This is a genomic window from Kordiimonas sp., from assembly GCF_048260245.1.
Taxonomy (GTDB): Bacteria; Pseudomonadota; Alphaproteobacteria; order Sphingomonadales; family Kordiimonadaceae; genus Kordiimonas.
Window position 1 is genome coordinate 1 of sequence record NZ_JBLXGZ010000011.1, and the last position, 18,659, is coordinate 18,659.

16 protein-coding genes and 1 pseudogene are annotated in these 18,659 nt (G+C 53.8%); 7 read left to right on the top strand and 10 right to left on the bottom strand.

The features are described 5' to 3' along the window. Both ACN0VM_RS07765 and ACN0VM_RS07770 read right to left on the bottom strand, forming a co-directional pair. A pseudogene (locus ACN0VM_RS07765) lies at positions 1 to 1,246 on the bottom strand (indolepyruvate ferredoxin oxidoreductase); the annotation flags it as partial. Positions 1,247 to 1,250: 4 nt separating this feature from the next. Continuing rightward, entirely contained in the window at positions 1,251 to 2,033 is a 783-nt protein-coding gene (locus ACN0VM_RS07770; RefSeq protein ID WP_417450296.1) for a cyclase family protein, read from the bottom strand. A gap of 86 nt (positions 2,034 to 2,119) precedes the next feature. On the opposite strand from ACN0VM_RS07770, the gene ACN0VM_RS07775 reads away from it, so the two are divergent. The 3 genes from ACN0VM_RS07775 to ACN0VM_RS07785 all read left to right on the top strand — a co-directional run bounded on the left by ACN0VM_RS07775 (position 2,120) and on the right by ACN0VM_RS07785 (position 4,590). After that, on the top strand, positions 2,120 to 2,584 hold the full coding sequence (locus tag ACN0VM_RS07775) for a MarR family winged helix-turn-helix transcriptional regulator (RefSeq protein ID WP_417450297.1): 465 nt from the start codon (positions 2,120 to 2,122) through the stop codon (positions 2,582 to 2,584). 148 nt (positions 2,585 to 2,732) lie between these two features. Beyond that, a complete protein-coding gene (locus ACN0VM_RS07780) occupies positions 2,733 to 3,230 on the top strand; it encodes a hypothetical protein (protein WP_417450298.1) in 498 nt (165 codons plus the stop codon). A 58-nt stretch (positions 3,231 to 3,288) separates the two neighbouring features. Then, entirely contained in the window at positions 3,289 to 4,590 is a 1,302-nt protein-coding gene (locus ACN0VM_RS07785) for an amidohydrolase family protein (RefSeq protein ID WP_417450299.1), read from the top strand. Between the two features lie 168 nt (positions 4,591 to 4,758). Here the strand turns inward: ACN0VM_RS07785 and ACN0VM_RS07790 are convergent, their stop codons facing one another. The 4 genes from ACN0VM_RS07790 to ACN0VM_RS07805 form a co-directional block, all read right to left on the bottom strand. After that, the gene (locus tag ACN0VM_RS07790; RefSeq protein WP_417450300.1) at positions 4,759 to 5,166 is read right to left on the bottom strand and encodes a RidA family protein; all 408 of its coding nucleotides are present in this window, start codon (positions 5,164 to 5,166) and stop codon (positions 4,759 to 4,761) included. Positions 5,167 to 5,182: 16 nt separating this feature from the next. Beyond that, positions 5,183 to 5,722: a VOC family protein gene (locus ACN0VM_RS07795; protein WP_417450301.1), complete on the bottom strand. Its 540-nt coding sequence runs from the start codon at positions 5,720 to 5,722 to the stop codon at positions 5,183 to 5,185. Between the two features lie 25 nt (positions 5,723 to 5,747). Beyond that, positions 5,748 to 7,106, bottom strand: a complete 1,359-nt coding sequence (locus ACN0VM_RS07800; RefSeq protein WP_417450302.1) for a sodium-dependent transporter — start codon at positions 7,104 to 7,106, stop codon at positions 5,748 to 5,750. Between the two features lie 218 nt (positions 7,107 to 7,324). Further along, entirely contained in the window at positions 7,325 to 8,230 is a 906-nt protein-coding gene (locus ACN0VM_RS07805) for a LysR family transcriptional regulator (protein ID WP_417450303.1), read from the bottom strand. Positions 8,231 to 8,406: 176 nt separating this feature from the next. Here ACN0VM_RS07805 and ACN0VM_RS07810 point away from each other — a divergent pair, with 176 nt between their 5' ends. Genes ACN0VM_RS07810 through ACN0VM_RS07825 form a run of 4 tightly spaced genes read left to right on the top strand, consistent with a single transcriptional unit; the run spans position 8,407 to position 12,357 of the window. Beyond that, positions 8,407 to 9,324, top strand: coding sequence for a dihydrodipicolinate synthase family protein (locus tag ACN0VM_RS07810; RefSeq protein ID WP_417450304.1), 918 nt, complete (start codon positions 8,407 to 8,409; stop codon positions 9,322 to 9,324). 43 nt (positions 9,325 to 9,367) lie between these two features. Next, positions 9,368 to 10,567: an NAD(P)/FAD-dependent oxidoreductase gene (locus ACN0VM_RS07815; RefSeq protein ID WP_417450305.1), complete on the top strand. Its 1,200-nt coding sequence runs from the start codon at positions 9,368 to 9,370 to the stop codon at positions 10,565 to 10,567. 3 nt (positions 10,568 to 10,570) lie between these two features. Next, positions 10,571 to 10,885 carry a (2Fe-2S)-binding protein gene (locus ACN0VM_RS07820; protein ID WP_417450306.1) on the top strand — a complete coding sequence of 105 codons (315 nt, stop codon included), beginning with the start codon at positions 10,571 to 10,573 and terminating at the stop codon, positions 10,883 to 10,885. A gap of 20 nt (positions 10,886 to 10,905) precedes the next feature. Next, the gene (locus ACN0VM_RS07825; protein WP_417450307.1) at positions 10,906 to 12,357 is read left to right on the top strand and encodes an FAD-dependent oxidoreductase; all 1,452 of its coding nucleotides are present in this window, start codon (positions 10,906 to 10,908) and stop codon (positions 12,355 to 12,357) included. 32 nt (positions 12,358 to 12,389) lie between these two features. On the opposite strand, the gene ACN0VM_RS07830 is transcribed toward ACN0VM_RS07825, so the two are convergent. The 4 genes from ACN0VM_RS07830 to ACN0VM_RS07845 form a co-directional block, all read right to left on the bottom strand. Beyond that, positions 12,390 to 14,249 (bottom strand): DUF885 domain-containing protein, encoded by a 1,860-nt coding sequence (locus ACN0VM_RS07830; protein ID WP_417450308.1) that lies wholly within the window; start codon positions 14,247 to 14,249, stop codon positions 12,390 to 12,392. An 86-nt stretch (positions 14,250 to 14,335) separates the two neighbouring features. Then, positions 14,336 to 16,594, bottom strand: a complete 2,259-nt coding sequence (locus ACN0VM_RS07835; RefSeq protein WP_417450309.1) for a TonB-dependent receptor — start codon at positions 16,592 to 16,594, stop codon at positions 14,336 to 14,338. 58 nt (positions 16,595 to 16,652) lie between these two features. Next, positions 16,653 to 17,132 carry a hypothetical protein gene (locus tag ACN0VM_RS07840; protein WP_417450310.1) on the bottom strand — a complete coding sequence of 160 codons (480 nt, stop codon included), beginning with the start codon at positions 17,130 to 17,132 and terminating at the stop codon, positions 16,653 to 16,655. A gap of 477 nt (positions 17,133 to 17,609) precedes the next feature. Further along, positions 17,610 to 18,605 carry an NAD(P)H-dependent flavin oxidoreductase gene (locus ACN0VM_RS07845; protein ID WP_417450311.1) on the bottom strand — a complete coding sequence of 332 codons (996 nt, stop codon included), beginning with the start codon at positions 18,603 to 18,605 and terminating at the stop codon, positions 17,610 to 17,612. Between the last annotated feature and the right edge of the window lie 54 nt (positions 18,606 to 18,659).

Consider the following 18,659-nt stretch of genomic DNA (forward strand, 5'->3'; position numbering starts at 1 on the left):
TCGCGCTGAAGATAGGCCGTTCGGGACAACCTGTGCAAAAGCCGGCAGGGCGGGGAGGCACAACGTCTGCAAGGTTCGCCGGTGGTGCTGAGGGTTTGTCTTCTGTACGCAGCAGTGACGGAGCCCAGGTGGCCAGAAACTTAGTCAGCCCCTCGCGAATTATCTGGCCGCTGTATTCGCCAGCTCTGGGAAGCGGGCCTTTGCCGACAATAGCTGTATCAAGGCCTGCGCGGCGTATCAGGGTATTCAGTTCATGTTCGATGAATTCAGGCTGGCCTTCCTCAACGATCAGCACAGCCTTTTTGCCGCGGCAAAACTCTGTGACCTCATCGGGGATCAAGGGATAGGTGACATTCAGGCAATATATGGGCAGTTCGCTTGCGCCGTATGAATCGGCGAGGCCCATGAGTTCCTGTGCGCGGTTCAGGTTATTATACAAGCCGCCCTGAACAATGATGCCGATCTCGCTGTCTTTCGGCCCGAAAAACTCGTTGAGGCGTTCGGTCTGGACAAAATCGATGCCTGCGGGCCAGCGATTCTCGATCTTCTCGACTTCATGCAGAAAGTTGGCGGGGGGCAGCACGATGCGGTTCAGGTCGCGGACAGGGGCCGCAGCAGCATCGGACACCGTCAACGCAGGGCGCTTGTTGTCCTTCGCGATGAATTCTCCGGTCATGTGGCAGGACCGGACCCGAAGCTGCAGCATCACAGGTGTGTTAGACGCCTCCGAGAGCCGGAAACCATTTTCGACCGCATCGACGATGCTGGTGAGGTTGGGGCGAGGGTCGAGAAGCCACATCTGGGATTTCATAGCGAAGGCGTGGGTGCGTTCCTGCATGATAGAGGAACCTTCGCCGTAATCTTCGCCGACGATAACCAGCGCGCCGCCGCGTACACCGCCCGAAGCAATATTCGATAGGGCATCGGAGGCGACATTGGTGCCGACAACAGACTTCCAGGCGACAGCGCCCCGAAGTGGATAGTTGACCGAGGCGGCGAGCATGGCGGGGGCGGTGGCCTCCGAGGCGCTGGCTTCAAAATGCACATCAAGCGATTCGAGCAGTTCATTGGCGTCGGCGAAGACATCCATCAGATGGCTGATTGGCGAGCCTTGATACCCGCCAACATAAGCCACGCCCGATTGCAGAAGCGCCTTTGTTACAGCCAGAATGCCTTCTCCGCGAAAGACTTCGCCTGCCTGTGCTTCCAGCTTTAGAACTTCGGACTTGAAAGAGCGCTCTGCCATCGTTTTATCCTGCCACCAGAGCCAGCACGCGCAGCGGACTGCCTGAGCCTTCGCTGATTTTAAGCGGAGCGGCAACAATCACGGCACCGGTTGGGGGCAGTTGATCGAGGTTCTCCAGACACTGAAGCCCGTATTTGCCGGCGCCGTGCAAAAGAGTGTGTGCTGGATACTGCGGTTCAAGCAGGTGCGCTTGCCCGGCATCCGTGCCGATCGTCTCCACACCAAAGCCGATGATGTCGCGCTTTTCGATCAGGAAGCGCACGGCTTCTGTTGACGGTCCAGGCGTATGTGCGCCGTCCTCATACCTGTTGGTATAGGCATCCACATCGCGTTTTGACCAATCCGTCCGGAATAAAACCCAGGTGCCGGCAGGAATTTCACCGTGTGCGGCTTCCCAGGCCTCAATATGAGAAACTTCCAGAAGGAAATCAGGATCTGCCGCTGCTTCGACCGAACAGTCAATCACAACAGCCGCGCCAATAAAGTCTGCAGGGGGCAGGAGGTCAACGGTATTGTCCTCAAGGTCCTTGCCAGATATCCAGTGTGCCGGTGCGTCGAAGTGTGTACCGGTGTGTTCGCAAACCGTGAAGTTGCTCCAGTACCAGGCAACGCCGCGTTCGTCATAACGAGAAATCACCTCGCGGGAGAATTTCGCGCATTGCCCAAACTGTGGTGGCAGCTCGAGGACCGGTGTTTCCTCGGACAACATCTGGGTCAGATCGATGACACGAATAGCACCTGATGCGATATCCGTTGCGAATTGCGCTAAGGTTTGTTTGCTGGACATAGCCCCTCCTTTGGCTCATTGATGACAAAAGAGTGTCGAATAAAACTTGCATATGCAAGTAATATTTTCAGTGGAGACCAAGCTGTATGGTGAAGGACCGACGCCCTTATGGGGATCCGGGAAGCGATTTATTTCAGGTCGAGGCTTACCCTTTTTACCTGCTCAATCGGGCTGTAAGCCGGTACAATGTTGTCATTGAAGCCGAACTGCGTAGCATTGATATCGATATACCTTCTTGGCGCGTATTGATGATCCTGGGTGAACAGTCACCGCTGGCAGTTGGGCAGGTGGCCCGTTCCGCTGTGATTAATCTGTCGACAATGATGCGCGTGATTGAACGCATGGAAAAGGCTGGCTTGGTCAGCACGCAACCTGCCGAAGAGGACCGAAGGGTTACGGCGATTTCATTGACCGAGGCCGGGCGTGCCAAGTTGGTGGCGGCGCGTGAAGCAACGGCGCCGATCTACCGGAAGCTTATCAGGGGTTTTTCCGCCGGGGACTTTTCTCGCCTGTTGACGTTGCTCAATCGGCTTCACGACAATCTGGCCTGATCAGCTTGCCAACGCTAAAATGTTTAAACCGGCGCATAATGAAATTGTCTGAAAAGCAACGGTTATGTCTATTTCTAGTCATTGAAGGCACATATTCCCCAGAGGTAGGCTCAGACATCGTCATGGTTTCCAGCAAGGAGAATTGCGCGTGATAGCCAAGGTTTTGAAAAAAATTGCATTCGCTGTCGTACTCTGGAGCGGTGCGCTTGCGCTACTCGCGCCGGTACAGGCTGACGCCATGCAAACCCCGACTGAACTCACGCAAATGTTTAGCTGGTGGAACAAGGCTTTCAAGACGGAGGGTGGTTTCACTCGTGAAGGTTTCGCGCGCCATTTCACCGAAGACGGCGCGATTATGATTGATGGGCACATGCGTGTGCAGGGACTAGACAATCTCGTTGCACATTTTCAGGGCATCCAGAGCCGTACCGACAGTGTTGAAATTGTACTGCCTTTCAAAGAAGAATTCCGGTCTGGTGACAAAATATTCACCTACCACTTGATCAAATCTGTCGCAGGGGAACAGCAAAACCTCACGCACGCGATGGGATATGCCGAGGTGAGAGACGGTAAAATCTCGCTGATTCATCTGGTCCGCAGTGCTGAGTCTGACCGCAATGCCGTCAATGCAATATTTGATAACTGAGAACGGCGCCATTAAAGGCCTGATTCTTAAAAAGATATAACCCAAGAAAGGAAAGCAAATGCGTGGCATTAACTTGCGCCATGGCCTCATGTCGGCCCTGATTGCGACTATGTCGACAACGGCTTTTTCCGCAGCTTCCCATGCCGCTGAACTGATAGCGCTGGTCGGCGGAAATGTTATTGATGTCGAAAGCGGCAAAACTATCAAAAATGCGACAGTGCTGATCGAAGATGAGCGTATCAGCCAAATTGGTGCGCGCAATGACGTCAGCATCCCCGATGGCGCTGAAGTGGTTGAGATGACCGGTAAGTATTTGGCGCCGGGTCTGATCAACATGCACACACATTTCACACTGGTTCTCCCGGGCACGCAGGCAATGGCTTTGCAGCACGAAACCGAGGCGGAGATGGCTTACCGCGCTGCGGAAAACGCACGTAAATCGCTGCTTGCCGGCACAACAACGGTACGCACACCCGGTGAAGACAAGCATGTCTCCCTCGCGCTGAACAAAGCCATCAAGATGGGCTATGAGATTGGCCCGCGGATCTTCAGTGCCGGTATCCCGGTAACGCCAACGGGTGGGCACAGTGGCGATCTTGTCCTCAATGGTGTCGATGGTCCAACCGAGGTCGCCAAACATGTGCGCCGGCAAATCCTTGCAGGGGCAACCTGGATCAAATTGATGAGCACCCGTGGTTTGGCAGACCCGCACGGTGCTATCGCGTCGTCTGACCTCACCGTGGAGGAGATGACGAAAGCCGTTGAAATTGCGCACGGACACGGCGCAAAGGTCACAGCGCATTGTTCCAATAAAACAGCGGCGCTGCAGGCCCTTGAGGCAGGTGTTGACAGTTTTGAGCATGGTTACTTCTTCGATGAAGAAACATACAGAGCGATGAAGAAGGCAGATGCATGGTATATCCCCACCATCGTGGTGAGCCAGAAAGGTGCTATGGAATTCTTTGAGAAGATCGGTTCGCCGCAGTGGTATCTGGACCGTGCCGCCCAAGTTGGCGAACAGCATTGGAAGTCATTGCAGACCGCGATCAAGATGGGCGTGAATATCGCGATGGGGAGTGACCAGTTCCCCTATGAGCCAAACGAGGGAACAGTAGCATCGATCCGCGAGACAGAGCTTTACGTGGAAGCGGGAATGACACCTGCACAGGCACTGCGCACAGCAACACTTAACCCGGCCCGACTGTTGGGAGCGGATAAGGATGTCGGCTCGCTCAAGGCAGGCAAATACGCAGACATTCTGGTTCTCACAGAAAACCCGCTGGAAGACATTCGGGCGCTGCGCACTTTGGGCATGGTCCTGAAAGGTGGCGAAGTCGTTCGTAACGACTGGGCTCAGTAACCTCGCTCTTTCCAAGCCGCAATAGCCCCTCCGGCAGTTGCAGGTTTCCCGCAGGCTTTTTCCCAAGCCTGCGGGATTTTTTATGTGTAAAGTCAGAGCGCATAAAAAATGCCGCACCTCGGGGAAGGAGTGCGGCATTCTACCACGGGAGGTGGGAGGGAAGAGTGTCTAGGCAGCAATCATTGCCGTGACTTCCACTTCAATCAGGAAGCCGGGCATTGCAAGGGCAGCGACGCCCAGCAAGGTATTGGCGGCAGGCATGCTGTCACCATAAAAAGCCGCAATTGCGGGGCCAACCACATCCAGTTTATCGGGGCTGTAGTCAACCACATACGTACGCATGCGGACGACGTCGGCGGGTGTGGCTCCCGCAGCGGCAAGGACTTCCTTAAGGTTTTTAAAGACCTGATCACACTGCACAGCCAGGTCATCCTCGCCGACAAGGTTATGGTCTTTGTCCCAGGCTACTTGTCCGGCACAGTGTATTGTCTTCGCTGCGCTGGATGCAACTGCGTGAGAGAAGCCGAACTGTACGGTTTCATACATGCTGGCGGGGTTAATGATTTCTCTGTTCATGGGAGTTCCTTTAGTTTCAGGCTTGTGCTTTGGTTCCGTAGGGATAAACACCGGTTTCAGCCATGAAGCCTTGTTCCGCGTATTCCATCAGTTCCATGTAATTACCGAAAGGATCCCGTAGGTACTGTGCCCGCGACCCCACTGTTGGCCCTTCATCCATGACGATAGGCCCGGCCATGGCGGTACAACCCTCTTTTTCCAGATAGGCGACGGCTTTTTCGATATTCTCGACTTTAAAGGCAAGGTGATGGCCACCGATATCGCAGTTGCGAGGGGGGGCAGACCGCTGATTTTCGCCTCTTTCATATTCAAAAAGTTCGATCATGAGATTGGATGCCAGTTTTAACATGCAGATCGAAAGTCGTGCGCCTTTGACGTCTACATGAGCTTCGGTCCAGTCGCGACCATCTTCCATTTCCGGTATTTCGTCAGCATCAAATGGCCCCATGCGATACGCGATCTCGGCACCGAACACTTTGCAGTAGAAGTCGACAGCCTTGTCCAGATTGGCAACGGTGATGGACACATGGTCCACATGGCAATATCCAGGGATCATATTTTCCTCCCGAAACGAGTTGAAGTTAAAGCAGGTTGATCAGGAAAACGGCCCCGATGACGGCGGGCACCACGAAGCGGATCAGGAACAACCACACCCGGAATAAAAGTGTGTCCCCCACCTGCAGCTCATCCAGAAGGCTCACCTTTCCGAGGCCCCAGCCAGCAAGCACGGCCATACAGATACCGCCAAGCGGCATGAGGATGTTTGAGACCAGATAGTCCAGCAGGCCAAAGATTGTTTTTTCTTCGAACAAGGGAATGAAGGACAGCGGATAGACATGAGCCCATATGTTGTTGGAGAAAACAGTCAGGAGGCCAAGCAGCCAAAGAAGTGCCGACGCTATAATGGTCAGCCGGACCCGGCTCATCGACGTCAGATCTTCAAGGCACGCGACGATGGTCTCAAGCAATGTGATGGCTGATGTCAGGGCTGCCACGGACAGCAGCAGAAAAAACAATGGCCCAAAGATCAATCCCCCCGGCATTTGCCCAAAGGCGACGGGAAGTGTTGCGAAGATCAGGCCCGGTCCTTCTGCGGGAGACAGGCCGTGTGCGAAAACGATTGGGAAAATTGCCAGCCCGGCAAGTAGCGCCACGCCACCGTCCGCTGCGGCTACAATAACGGCAGACCGAATGAGCGGGGTCTTTTTGTCCATATAGGAGGCGATGGTCATCAACACCCCGACACCAACACCGAGAGAGAAAAAGGCCTGACCGACAGCCATCAGTACAATGGTGGGTGTCAGCGTGGAAAAGTCTGGCGTGAATAGGAAGGACAGAGCTTTTTCCATGTTGCCATAGAGAAAGGCATATCCAAGCAGAACGCCAAGAATGATAAAGAGCCCGGGTGTCATCCAGCCAAGCATTTTCTCAAGGCCATTTTTGACACCAAATGCCACGGTGGCAGCGGTTACCGCAATGAAGACCGCCTGATAAAACATCATCCGTGTGGGATCGGCCAGCATGTTGCTCAAATTGCTTGCCGCTGTGGCTGTGTCTGATACCTGCCCGTCCGGTGTGAGGGACGTTATGAAATAATCCACTGTCCAGCCGGCAACAACACTGTAAAAGCTAAGCGCAATGAAAACGGCGGTAACAGCCAACCATCCGTAGGACCGCCACTTTGGCGAGACTCCTTCGGCTCTAGCCAGGACATCCATACTGCGCACGACGCCTTGGCCGCCGCGGCGGCCGATCACGAATTCGGCGATCAGGGCGGGTAGCGCCACACAGGTTAAGGCAAGCACATAGACCAGGATGAAGGCGCCGCCGCCATTTTCGCCTGCAACATAAGTGAATTTCCAGATGTTGGAGATCCCGATGGCGCTGCCGATGGCTGCTGCCAGAAAATACAGTTTCGAGGTCCATTTACGTTGTTGCATCTTGTTTCCTGCAGTTTCGGGCGGGTTTGGGCACGAATGTTTCAGGTGGCGGCAGGCAACAGATATGTTGCTGATGGCACCCGATGCCTGCGTTTGAAGCCATATATCCCCCAAGGCCCGATATTCAAACACACCGGATGGTCGGGCTGGGCTTATGTTATTTCAATGACAATCAGTTGCGAAAACCATTGCATTGTGTGCAACAGTCTCGGCATGGCTCAGGCCAGTTCATTATTGAAATAGGATTGCAGGTATTTCAGGCACTCCCGCGCTGCAATTGGCAACACACGTCCAAGGCGCGTCACAATTTCGGCAGAGGTGTTGGACAGGCTGTTACTTGCCAGCGGTATGGAAACCAGTTGGCCGGTTTTCAGTTCCTTCAATATTGCGATGTCGGGCAGGATAGTGGCCCCGTTTGTAGTCATTGCCATGTTTTTAAGAATGAGCAGGGAATTGGAGGTCACTGTCGGCGAGATGACAACCTTCTCTTTCAGGGCTGCCTGATCAATGATCTCGCGTATCCGAAAATTCTTGAGCGGCAAGGCGCAGTTGCACCCACTTAATTGCTCCAGCGTCAGGCTCTTGTTGTTGGCGAGCTTGTGGTCGGCTGCCATGACGGCCTTGAGGGGCTGGTCATAAGCTTTCTGGACAGAAATTTTCGGCGATGGCGGACAATCAAAGACCATCCCGATGTGGGCTTCGTCTTCTTCAACCATCGACAGCACCTGATTGGTGCCAGACACCCGGATGTCGAGCTGTATTTCAGGGTAGCGCGTGCTGAAGGCCTGCATGCTTTCAGACAGCAGGTCGCTGACATATCCTTCGCCCATCGATATTGTGACCGTGCCGCGCCTGAGGCCGCGAATGTCATTCAAATGAGAGGAAAGCATTTCTTTTTGGGTCAGGTCTTCCCGGTAGTAGCGCACCACCATTTCACCGGCTTCTGTTAGTTTGGCCGTGCCGCGCCCGCGTTCCAGCACTCCCACACCCAGTTCATCTTCCAGCGTGGCGATCTGGCGGCTGACTGACGATGGCGCAACATTCATCTTCTCGCTCGCGGCGCGCATCGAGCCACACTGCGCCACTTCATAAAGATAACGAAGTCGGGAAAGACTAAGATGCATGGAGCGGCCTCCCTTACTTTGTAGTTTGCGCAAAAAGCAACATAATCTGTTATTCATTGTAGTTGGAGAACGTTGGTCGGACCAGTAAAAATTATTCCGTTAACGCCTCTGCCTGAGATCACTGAAATTTTCCAGATACTTAGCGGAAGTGAAAAAGAAAAACGGGGAATTCCGGTATGGACAGAACTTTTATTGACTGGCGCGGTTACATTCCAGCCATTACGACGCCGTTCAATCAGAAGGGTGCGTTTGATCCTGGTATGCTAGATGCTCTATTGGCTTGGCTACACCAAGAAGGAATGCATGGTGTTGTGGTAGCCGGCACAACCGGCGAATGGTTTTCGATGACCGTGGAAGAGAAAAAATTACTCTACAAAACCACCGGTGCGGCCATGGCTGGCAAGATGACTATCATCGCGGGCTGTAACGCCTTTACCGCAGAACAAGCCATCGCATCGGCACATGTTGCTGCAGATTGTGGTTTTGATGGCATCCTGCTTACCCCGCCTCCCTACGTAAAGCCGGCTCCTCGGGAAATTTATGCCTTTTATGCTGACGTGTGCGAGCAAAGCCCGCTGCCTATCTGTGTGTATAATTGGCCGCCCGGTACCGGTGTTGACATGGATCTAGACCTGCTGGAGCTGATTTGCGCGCTTGATAAGGTTGTCGCATTGAAAAACTCGACCGGTAGTGCTGCAAAGTATCTGGAAGTTGCCCAGGCGCTGCACACCAAAGTGCGTGTTTTCGGAGCACCGATGAACGAAGCTGGCGCCAACATGCTCGAGAGTGGCCTTTCCGACGGTCTCATGGGCAGTGGCGGCGTGTTGGGCCGAAATCAACCGGCCTTTTTTGATGAACTCTGGGCTGGAAACCGAAGCAAAGCGCTGGCTTACGGGGCGATGGACCGCCGGGTCATGGAAGATTGGTTTGATGTAAACTATATCGCTCGTTTCGGTTCGGCTCAGGCCATCATGAAAACGGCGCTCAATCTGCAAGATCTCCCCGGCGGGTTGCCCAGAAGGCCTATCCTGCCATTGCTGGACAATGAAGTTGACATTATCCGGGGGACATTGACAGACTTGGGTATACTATAAGCGGAATTTGATTTCCCAAAGTAACCCGATACTGATTTGCCCTATGGAAAAATATGACGTTCTGATAATTGGTGGCGGGTTAGTGGGGTGCGCCAGTGCCTGGCACCTTGCTGATGCCGGTGCGTCTGTCCTTCTGGCGGAAAAGGGTGAAATCAATCGTCTTGCCTCCGGGCAGAATGCAGGATCGCTGCACTTTCAGCTTGAACACCGCCTGATTGAACATGGCGACGCCATGGCGGAACAGTTCGCCCAGATCATTCCCCTTAACAAACTTGCCGCCGAACTTTGGGCTAGGCTTGAGACAGACCTTGGTGAAGGCCTTGAGGTTGTGATGAAGGGCGGCATCATGGCCGCGATGACCGACGAAGAAGTTCTCCTGCTGAAGAAGAAGTTCGCCATGGAATCCCGGCACGGTATGCAGACCGAGCTGTTAACGCGGGATGAAGCGAAAAACCTGGCGCCATATCTGACGGATAAAATTCTTGCCGCTGCCCATTTCCCGGATGAAGGACATGCGAACCCGAGGCTGGTAACGCCTGCATACGCTCGCGCGGCAAGCCGTGCCGGTGCGGATATCAAAACCAGATGCGAGGTAATCTCTATCCAGCGACAGCATGGCTGCTGGACAACCACGATTCGGGATGAAGCAAGCGGCGAGTTGCAGGAAGTTGTGGTTGACAAAATCCTGAATGCTGCGGGCGCATGGGCCGGGCATAGTGCTCTTATGGCAAACATTCACATGCCGGTGTTTCCCGTGCCGCTGATGATGAACGTGACCGAGCGCACGGGCCCCTGGTTACCGCATTTGTTACAGCGTGCGGGTGCCCGGTTGTCCATGAAGCAGGTTGCCTCGGGCAATTTGCTGATAGGCGGTGGCTGGTCGTCGCGGTTTGTCTACAAGAATGGCCAGCCCGACTTAAACAGGCGCCCTGAGTTGATTGAACGCAATGTAGTCAGGAATTTGGAACTTGCTGCGGGTCTTGTCCCCGATGTGGCCCCGCTACACCTGCTAAGATGCTGGACCGGCGTGGTCGGCGTGACGTCCGATCAGTTGCCGCTTCTAGGTGAGGTCGGTGGTTTCCCGGGCTATTATATTGCAACAGGCGGGTCCGGTTTTACCCTCGGGCCGGTGTATGCCAAATTGATTGCCGAACTCATGACTGAGGGTCGGTCAAGCTACGATATATCACTCTATAGCCCCAGCAGGTTTGGCCATATCAATGGCTTCATGACGGGAAAATAACCGATGGCGAAACGTGTAACAGATCATGTCACCCGGTCCGGTCAGGTTACTGTCCACTTGAACGGAAAAGATGTCACGGCCTATGAGGGCGAAACGGTGGCGGCGGTTCTTATGCTGTCTGCCGGACGTGCAACGGGCGTAGATCCACTTGGCAAACCCCGGGCCCCATTCTGCAATATGGGGGTTTGCTATGACTGTATGGTTGATATTGCCGCGAGCGGCGACGTTTCGCGTTCTCGCAAATTGCGCGCCTGCATGACGCCGGTTACGGACGGCATGGTCGTTGTCACATCTGCGCCTGAGGTGAAGAAGCCCTGATGAATTCTGATGAGAGCAATATGACACGCGAAGTTTACGACGTAGCAATCATTGGTGCCGGGCCGGCTGGCCTTGCCGCAGCGTCTGAACTGGTCAGTGCTGGCGTGCACATTGTGGTTCTTGATGAGCAACAGCGTCCAGGCGGTCAGATATTGCGTCAGCCTCCGTCCGGCTTCAACGTCACGAACTGGCTCAAGGGACCATTATATAGTGGTCTGAAAAATCTGTTGTTTGACATGGAACAACACCCCGGGGTCGAGTGGCATTTTGCAACGACCGTCAGCGGTATTACCCAGTCGGGACCAGAGTTATTCGAAGTTTGGCATCAAGGGCCGGAAGGGCTTGCAGGAATTCTGGCGCGCCGGGTTCTGGTGGCAACGGGCGCTTACGAGAGGCCGTTAGCTTTTCCGGGCTCAACAGTGCCCGGGGTCATGGGGGCTGGTGCCATTCAGACCCTGCTGAAAAGCCAGCAGGTACTCGGTGGCGACAGCTTTGTTTTCGCGGGCGCCCATCCTTTGCAGCTGGTTGTGGCCGAGCAGGTATTGGCAGCGGGTGGCCATATTGAAGCCGTTGTTTTTGCCCAGCCCTTTTCCCGCAGCCTTTCCATACTAAAGTCCCCATTTTTGCCTCTCATGCACGGGCGGACATTTATGGCGGCCCTGAAGTCTTTCCGTGCGCTGAGAAAAGCCGGTGTACCGGTGCTCTTCGGCCAGACTGTATCGAGAGCTTACGGTGTGGATGCCCTGGAGAGGATCGAGGTATGCCCGGTTACGCCTGATGGGAGGCTCAAATCAGAAGGGGCCCAGCATTTCACCGCTGATACTCTGGGCCTTTGCTACGGCTTTCAGGTGTCGTCTGAGTTGGCCAGACAAGTGGGAGCAGAGACCTTTTGGGGTGGTGACACCGCCGGGGGCTGGTTGGTTAGCCATGACCGCTGGGGTGAAACCAGTGTCGTCGGCCTTTTTGCGGCGGGCGAGACAACAGGCATGGCCGGGGCCGATGCGGGCGTGGCGGAAGGACACATTGCAGGCATTGGCCTGCTGCGGTCGCTGGGGAAACGGGATGACCGCGCATGCAACGCGGATGCACGGGGCCACCGAAAGCGGCTGGGTCATTATCAGAGGTTTGCGACTTATCTGCGCAGCTTTTCAGAGCTGCCTGAGCATTTGGTGGCGGGCATGATGACGCCGGAGAGTTATATATGTCGGTGTGAAACGGTCAGTTGTGCAGAGCTCAGCACTGTGCTGCATGAGAATAAACATCTTGCAGACGCGGGCAGTATCAAACTACTGAGCCGGGTTGGGATGGGGCGGTGTCAGGGACGGCTTTGTTATGCAAATTTTGCTGATATGGTGCGCAGCGAAACCGGAAAGACAGAGGCTGATATTGGTCCGTTTCAAGCCCGTTGGCCTGCAAAGCCACTGGTGATCGGTGATATACTGGCAGATGAGGAAAACCCCGGGAACAACTAATCCCCGGGGTCCGTTTTATGATTGTCAGGTGTCTATTTTTCGGCTGAAGCGGCTTGCTTTTGTCTGACCCACGCCATGACCGACTCTTCCATCGATTTCAGCGAGATGCTGCCATGGCGAAGTGCCGCAAAATGGAACTCCCGGATGTCGAACTTTTCACCCAGCATCTTTCGGGCCTTTTCCCTGACCTCAATAATGCGGTTCATGCCGACCTTGAAGGCCGTAGCTTGGCCGGGTACGGCAAGATACCGGTCCACTGCACGATAATTTGCCTCGGGCGGGCTGGAGGTGTTTTCGTTCAGGTAGTCAACGGCCTGTTCACGGCTCCAGCGCTTGTAATGCAAACCACTATCTACTACGAGACGGCACGCACGCCATAGCTCGCCGGCTAAACGACCAAAGTCGGAATAGGGGTCTTTGTAGAAGCCAAGCTCCCGTGCATAGCTTTCCGCATAAAGCGCCCAGCCTTCTGTCAGGGCTGTATTGGACCACCAGATCTCATAAGTCCGAATCTTAGGGATTTCGGGCAGGCTGTTGATCAGCGAATATTGCATGTGGTGGCCGGGGATGCCCTCATGAAACATAAGCGCTTCCATATCCACCTTTGAGACGCCACTCATGTCGTAGAGATTCACGTAGATCGTGCCAGGGCGTTTTCCGTCTGCGCTGCCGCTTTCGTAGAAGGCGCCAGGGGAGGATTTTTCCCGGTATTCCTCAAAGCGTTTGATCACCAGATTGCTGGGCGGCCGATAAGGCAGGATTTCATCCATCCGCTGCGACATCCGTTCCAGCGTATCGCGCGCGGCCGCCAGATAGCCGTTTCTTCCTTCATCCGTGTTCTCAAAATAGAATTGTTTGTCTTCTTTAAGGAAAGTGAAGAATTCGTTGAGAGTGCCCTTAAAGCCAACTTTTGACATGATTTTGAGCATCTCGCCGTGGATGCGGTCAACTTCAGACAAGCCGAGTTGGTGCACTTCCTCAGGCGTCATGTCGGTCGTCGTAAACTGGCGGATCAGAAATTGATAAAACTTATCACCGCCCGGCAGGTTCCAGACGCCATAGTCGTCATCAGCAAGCGGTTTTTGTTCTTCCAGTGCTGTTATCAGGTCGCGGTAAGCCGGGCCAAAGTCAGTTTTCAGCGCGGCTTCGGCATCTGAAATCAGTGTGGCTTTGTGGTCTGCAGGAATGTCAAGCAAGCCGATCTTCCGTTTGAAATCGGAAAACACCACATTGTCCATGCTGCTTTCCGCGTCGAACGGTCTGCCGCTGATGGATTGTTCCGCTCCGCCGATCAGACGCGGAATAAGATGCTTGGGCAGATAAATGCCCTTGTCCTGACGAAGTTTGATCTGGTCGATGAGTTGGTCGATTGGCGTGGCGACAGTTTTTACGCGGTTGATATAAGCCTGAGCATCTTCAACGCTGCCGATGCCGTGGTAGTTGACCAGCGTGCCAACGATCAATACATGCAACCCGACAATCTGGTTCAACGGATAGAGGTTGTCACGCCAGCCGTGGCGTTCGATCCGCAGTTTCAGCTCTTCTTCGAGGACGCGGTAGTTGAACTGTCCGTCGGCATCAAGGCTGTCATAATCGAAATCTGTATGGAGCTTTTGCAGGGACTGCCAAAGAAACGCTAGGTCCGCGTTTTTGGCGTCTACCGATATGTCGTCCCACTCGGCATGGATGCCGGGTTCACCCTGTTGGCTTTGCAGCATAGGGCTAACAGCCAGATTTTGCTGGTATATTTCTCCTAAGAAACTTAGGAGCCGCTCGGATTCTGCTTGTACAGATATGTCTGCGGTGGCCTGGTCTGGTGCTGCGATTACCTGTGGTGGCTGAAGGCCACCAAGAAAGGCAGCTGTGCTCAGCAGAAGCAGGTGCTTTTTCATTCCAAATCCTTTCCGGTTAAGAAAGAGCCACCGGCCCTTAAGGCCGGTGGCTGTATCGTGCCGACTAAATCTCTATAGCAGAGATATTAGTTGGTTTTGAAGGACAGTCGGATACCGACGGTCCGTACTGATGGCTCGACAAACAGGCCGCCGACAAAGGCCTTTTGGTATGCATTGGTGTAATAGTTGTTGTCGAAGACGTTCTCGACGTAGGCGACAATGCTGTACTGATCGTTGCCCATGCCAACACGGACGTTGGTGCTGTTATAGTCCGGCACTTCGTATGGGAAACCCGACTTGATCAGATAGTCTTTGTTCGAAACGGTGTCACCACGGTAGAACCACTCAGCGCGGATGTAGCCTTCATAGTCGCCCACAACCGGGAAGGTATACTCTGCATCACCGCTCAGTGTCCATTTGGGTGAGTTCGGGATGGTGTAACCGTCCAGCGTGTAGTTCTGACCTTCAATGTAAGAAACGAAGTTCTCGTATTTGGCGTTGAGGTAACCGATGGACGCACCCATGGTCAGGTTCTCGGTTACGAGGCCGGTGAACTCGGCTTCGACACCATAGCTGCGAGCTGAATCGGCGTTTTCAATGCCGGTGACAAAGGCAATGTCCCCGTTCTCATTGATGATGCCATCCTGGAATTCAGTCTGCAGGTCTTTCCACTTCATATAGAAGGCAGCAATATTCATCCGCAGGCGACGGTCCAGCAATTCTGACTTCAGGCCCGCTTCAAAGTTCCAGAGTGTTTCAGGATCGTAGGTTTTATCCGGCAGCAATTGATTGGTTTGCACGCCACCTGACTTGAAGGCTTTGGATACGGTCGCATAAGCTGTTGTATTGTCATTGATGCTATAGCCAACAGAAACCTTGGGTGAGATGTCTGAGAAAGAGGCTGTTTCATCCACAGAGTCAGAGATGATGCCGCCGGACACATTCACTTGAACACTGTCGATTTTCTCATGTGTCCAGCGCAGGCCGCCTGTTACAGAAAGACGGTCTGTCAGGTGATAGGTTGCTTCACCAAACACGGCCACACTGGTTGTTTTGCCGTTGGTCTGGGTCTCGGTTACAGTGGTGCCTTCAGGAAGACCGAATGCGTTTTCGGCTCCGGCATAGGTATATTGCTCAACATTTCCCTTGTCGCGTGCCAGCAAACCGCCGATCACCCATTCGAGGTCAGAAGAACCGGTGGACTGCAAACGCAACTCCTGGCTCAGCGACGTGCGGTACAGGTCCTTGGTTTCATACCAGCCATCAACGCTGCCGCCATCGATATCGCCGGCGAGGAAGCCTTTGGAATCCATGTAGCCGGTGATACTGGTCAGGGTTATTTCGTCGAAGTCGTAGGCGACTTTACCGGTCGTGTACCAGAAGTGGGTACCAACCTCCTGCGGGCGGTTGAAGTTTACCTTGTCGCGGTTTTCAGGATAGAAGCCCACCCCATCCGGATCTGGTTGACCGTTCAGGTAACCAAAGAGGGTGTTGCCTGCAAACTCGGAAAAGACACCGGACGGCACGCCTTCGCGCATGCCGGAGACCTCGTCTGTGACACTGACATTTACGTCCACAGTCAGTCTATCGGTTGGAGTGTAACGAATCGCAGTACGGCCGTTGATATATTCAGAGTCGTTACCACCGCCAATAGGATTGATATTCTCAATGTTACCGTCCGTTTTGGTCCACTTCATGTTGCCACGAATAGCCAATACGTCTTGTACGATCGGTACGTTGATGATGGCTTCAACGTCTTTCGTATCGAAACTGGAGTAACCGATTTTCGCCTGTGCGAAGAGATCATTGTCAGGCTTCTTGGTGGTGACGTTGATGGCCCCACCAACGGCATTCCGCCCAAAATAGGTGCCTTGCGGCCCCCGCAGGACCTCAATTCGTTCGATGTCCATCATTGGCGGGTTTACAGAGCCGCCACCAACGCTGAAATCGTCAAGATAGAAAGCTACAGTGCTTGGACGAACATCCTGATCAACGCTGAGAAAGTTCGTGATACCCCGGATGCTGATAGATTTCCGGTCACGGCCACCACTCGAGATGAAGCTGACGTTTGGCGTGCGCGACAGGTAGTCGTCTACACCCTGAAAGTTGTTCCGTTCAATGGCGGTCGATGTGAAAGCAGATACGCTGACAGGCACGTCCTGCAGGCTTTGCTCACGGCGCTGAGCCGTTACGGTGATTTCCTCCAGAGAAAATTCTGTCTTGGGCTCAGCAGACTGAGCGTAAACAGAAGGTGCAATCAGAGATAACCCCAGCGCTGTGGTCGCGAGCAGGGTGTGGCTTTTGCTGGATGCGGCCGCCGTGATTGAGCGTGAAGTCTTACTCATCGTTTCCTCTCTTTCATCCTATTCGGATCGTATTGGTTTTGTTGTTGGTGCCGGTAAGCTATTTCTCGGCGCGTTCGCGAAGGCTGAGCTCCCGCGCGGCGTCTTCGTTCATATTGACGAAGTTTATTTTTGAGATTTTCCCATCACGTACCACCACATAGCCCATGACATAACCGGTGCTGTCCTGACCTTGGTGGTGCACAAGTTCCTTGTGGTAAGTGAAGATACGATCTCCCTGGCGGAAGCTTTCGATAGGCGGCATTTTTATAATGACGCTCTCGACCGAACCCTGAATTCGGTTGAAGTTGCGGGATAGCTCTTTCAGGCCGGTTGCTCTAACCGAACCATCAATGATCATGACCGCATCGTCAGTGAAATGTTTGCCAAAAGCTTCCGGGGTGAAACTGCCTTCAATTTTGAAGGCTTCATTCCACCAGTTGAACATTTCAACCATAATATTTGAAGAAGACTGATTGGCCGTCGCGGGAGTTGCATACAGTAACGCTGAGACGAAAACTAAAGAAAAAAACTTTCTCATATCAAAACCCCTAACGGCTTAATAAATAGTCGGAGAAAACTATCTATATTTCCTCAAATATTGAGGTTGTATTTAAACACGTCGGCAATCTGTCGACTTTTAGGGATATTGCGCGAGCTGTTGTCAGAGAGATTTAGAATATCTGACTTTATCAACTCAATCACAAACCCCCCGGTTGCCTGTTATGGTACGAATGAGTTGCTAATTGTTTCAATAACATTGCGTAGCGATTAATGTTGTCTTTTGCGCACTCTGCGGCTGACAGGCTGACGCTAAATGCTGCTTTTCTTGGGTGGTGCCATTCGGCAAGGTCAGGACGCAAGCGGCAGCCCCCAACGGCGGCGTGCTGTGCCGCTAGTGTGCATTGAATTCGCTGTAGTGGGCCCCGGATCTTCTTCAGTATGCGTGGCGTAGAAGCAGAACGCCTCGCGGCCAGACAACCTGACGCAGAAAAGTTAAGATGAAGGCAGGGGGTTGTTATTTGGTCCGGCTGAATACGGGGCGCTTGGCCGCGCGGGTGTACTCGTAAGCGAGGCGCTGAACAATGGCGGCGGCCGGTTCAATCTTGTGAACGTTGCCAACGCCGTGTCCGGCGGACCAAACGTCGCGCCATGCTTTGATCTTGCCCTGAGAGTCAGCAAAGTCTGGGCCATCCTTGTGGCCGGGATTATCCGGGTTTATACCCATGCGTTTAAGACTGGCCTTAAGATAATATGCTTCAGCGCCAGACAGCGCGCTTGTGAGGATGAGGTCTTCAAACTCTGCGGCGAGCAACATTGATTTATAGTCTTCTCCGGCCATGCTTTCTTCCGCCGCGATAAAGCCGGTGCCCACATAGGCGAGGTCGGCACCAAGTATTTCCGCGGCACGTACGGCCTCTCCGTTTGATATGCTGCCTCCAAGGATAAGGGGCCCGTCAAAAAAGGCGCGGACGGCCGTCACGAAAGCGAAGGCTGACATGGCTCCCGTGTGGCCTCCAGCGCCAGCTGAGACAAGCACAAGCCCGTCAGCGCCAGCCTGCAGTGCTTTCTTCGCATAAGGCACGTTATTAACGTCAGCAAACACAAGCCCGCCATAGGCGTGCACCACATCGGTTATAGCGCCAGGGCTGCCGAGCGCGGTAATGACGACAGGCGGTTGGTATTTTTTCACAAGCTCTAGCTCAGCCTTCAGCCGGTCATAGGAGCGATGCGCAACCATATTAGCCGCGAAAGGCCCGATGGGAGCGTCTGGTTCGGATTCAAGCCAACGAGAGCGTGTCTGGGTGATCGTACTCAGCCATTCATCCAGGTCGTCGATTGTGCGGGCGTTCGGGAAAGGAAGGCTTGCCATAACCCCTGCGCGCATGGCCGCTAACACAAGGTCCGGGCCGGAGACCAGAAACATCGGCGCGGCGACGACGGGTAATAGCATATTTGTCGTCAAGTGATTAAAGCGATCACGTACTGGTTGGCTGGAAGCGTTCAGGCGCATTGTGTTCTCACGATTCTATGACTTTCATAAAAATACCTATATTAGGCATAGCCG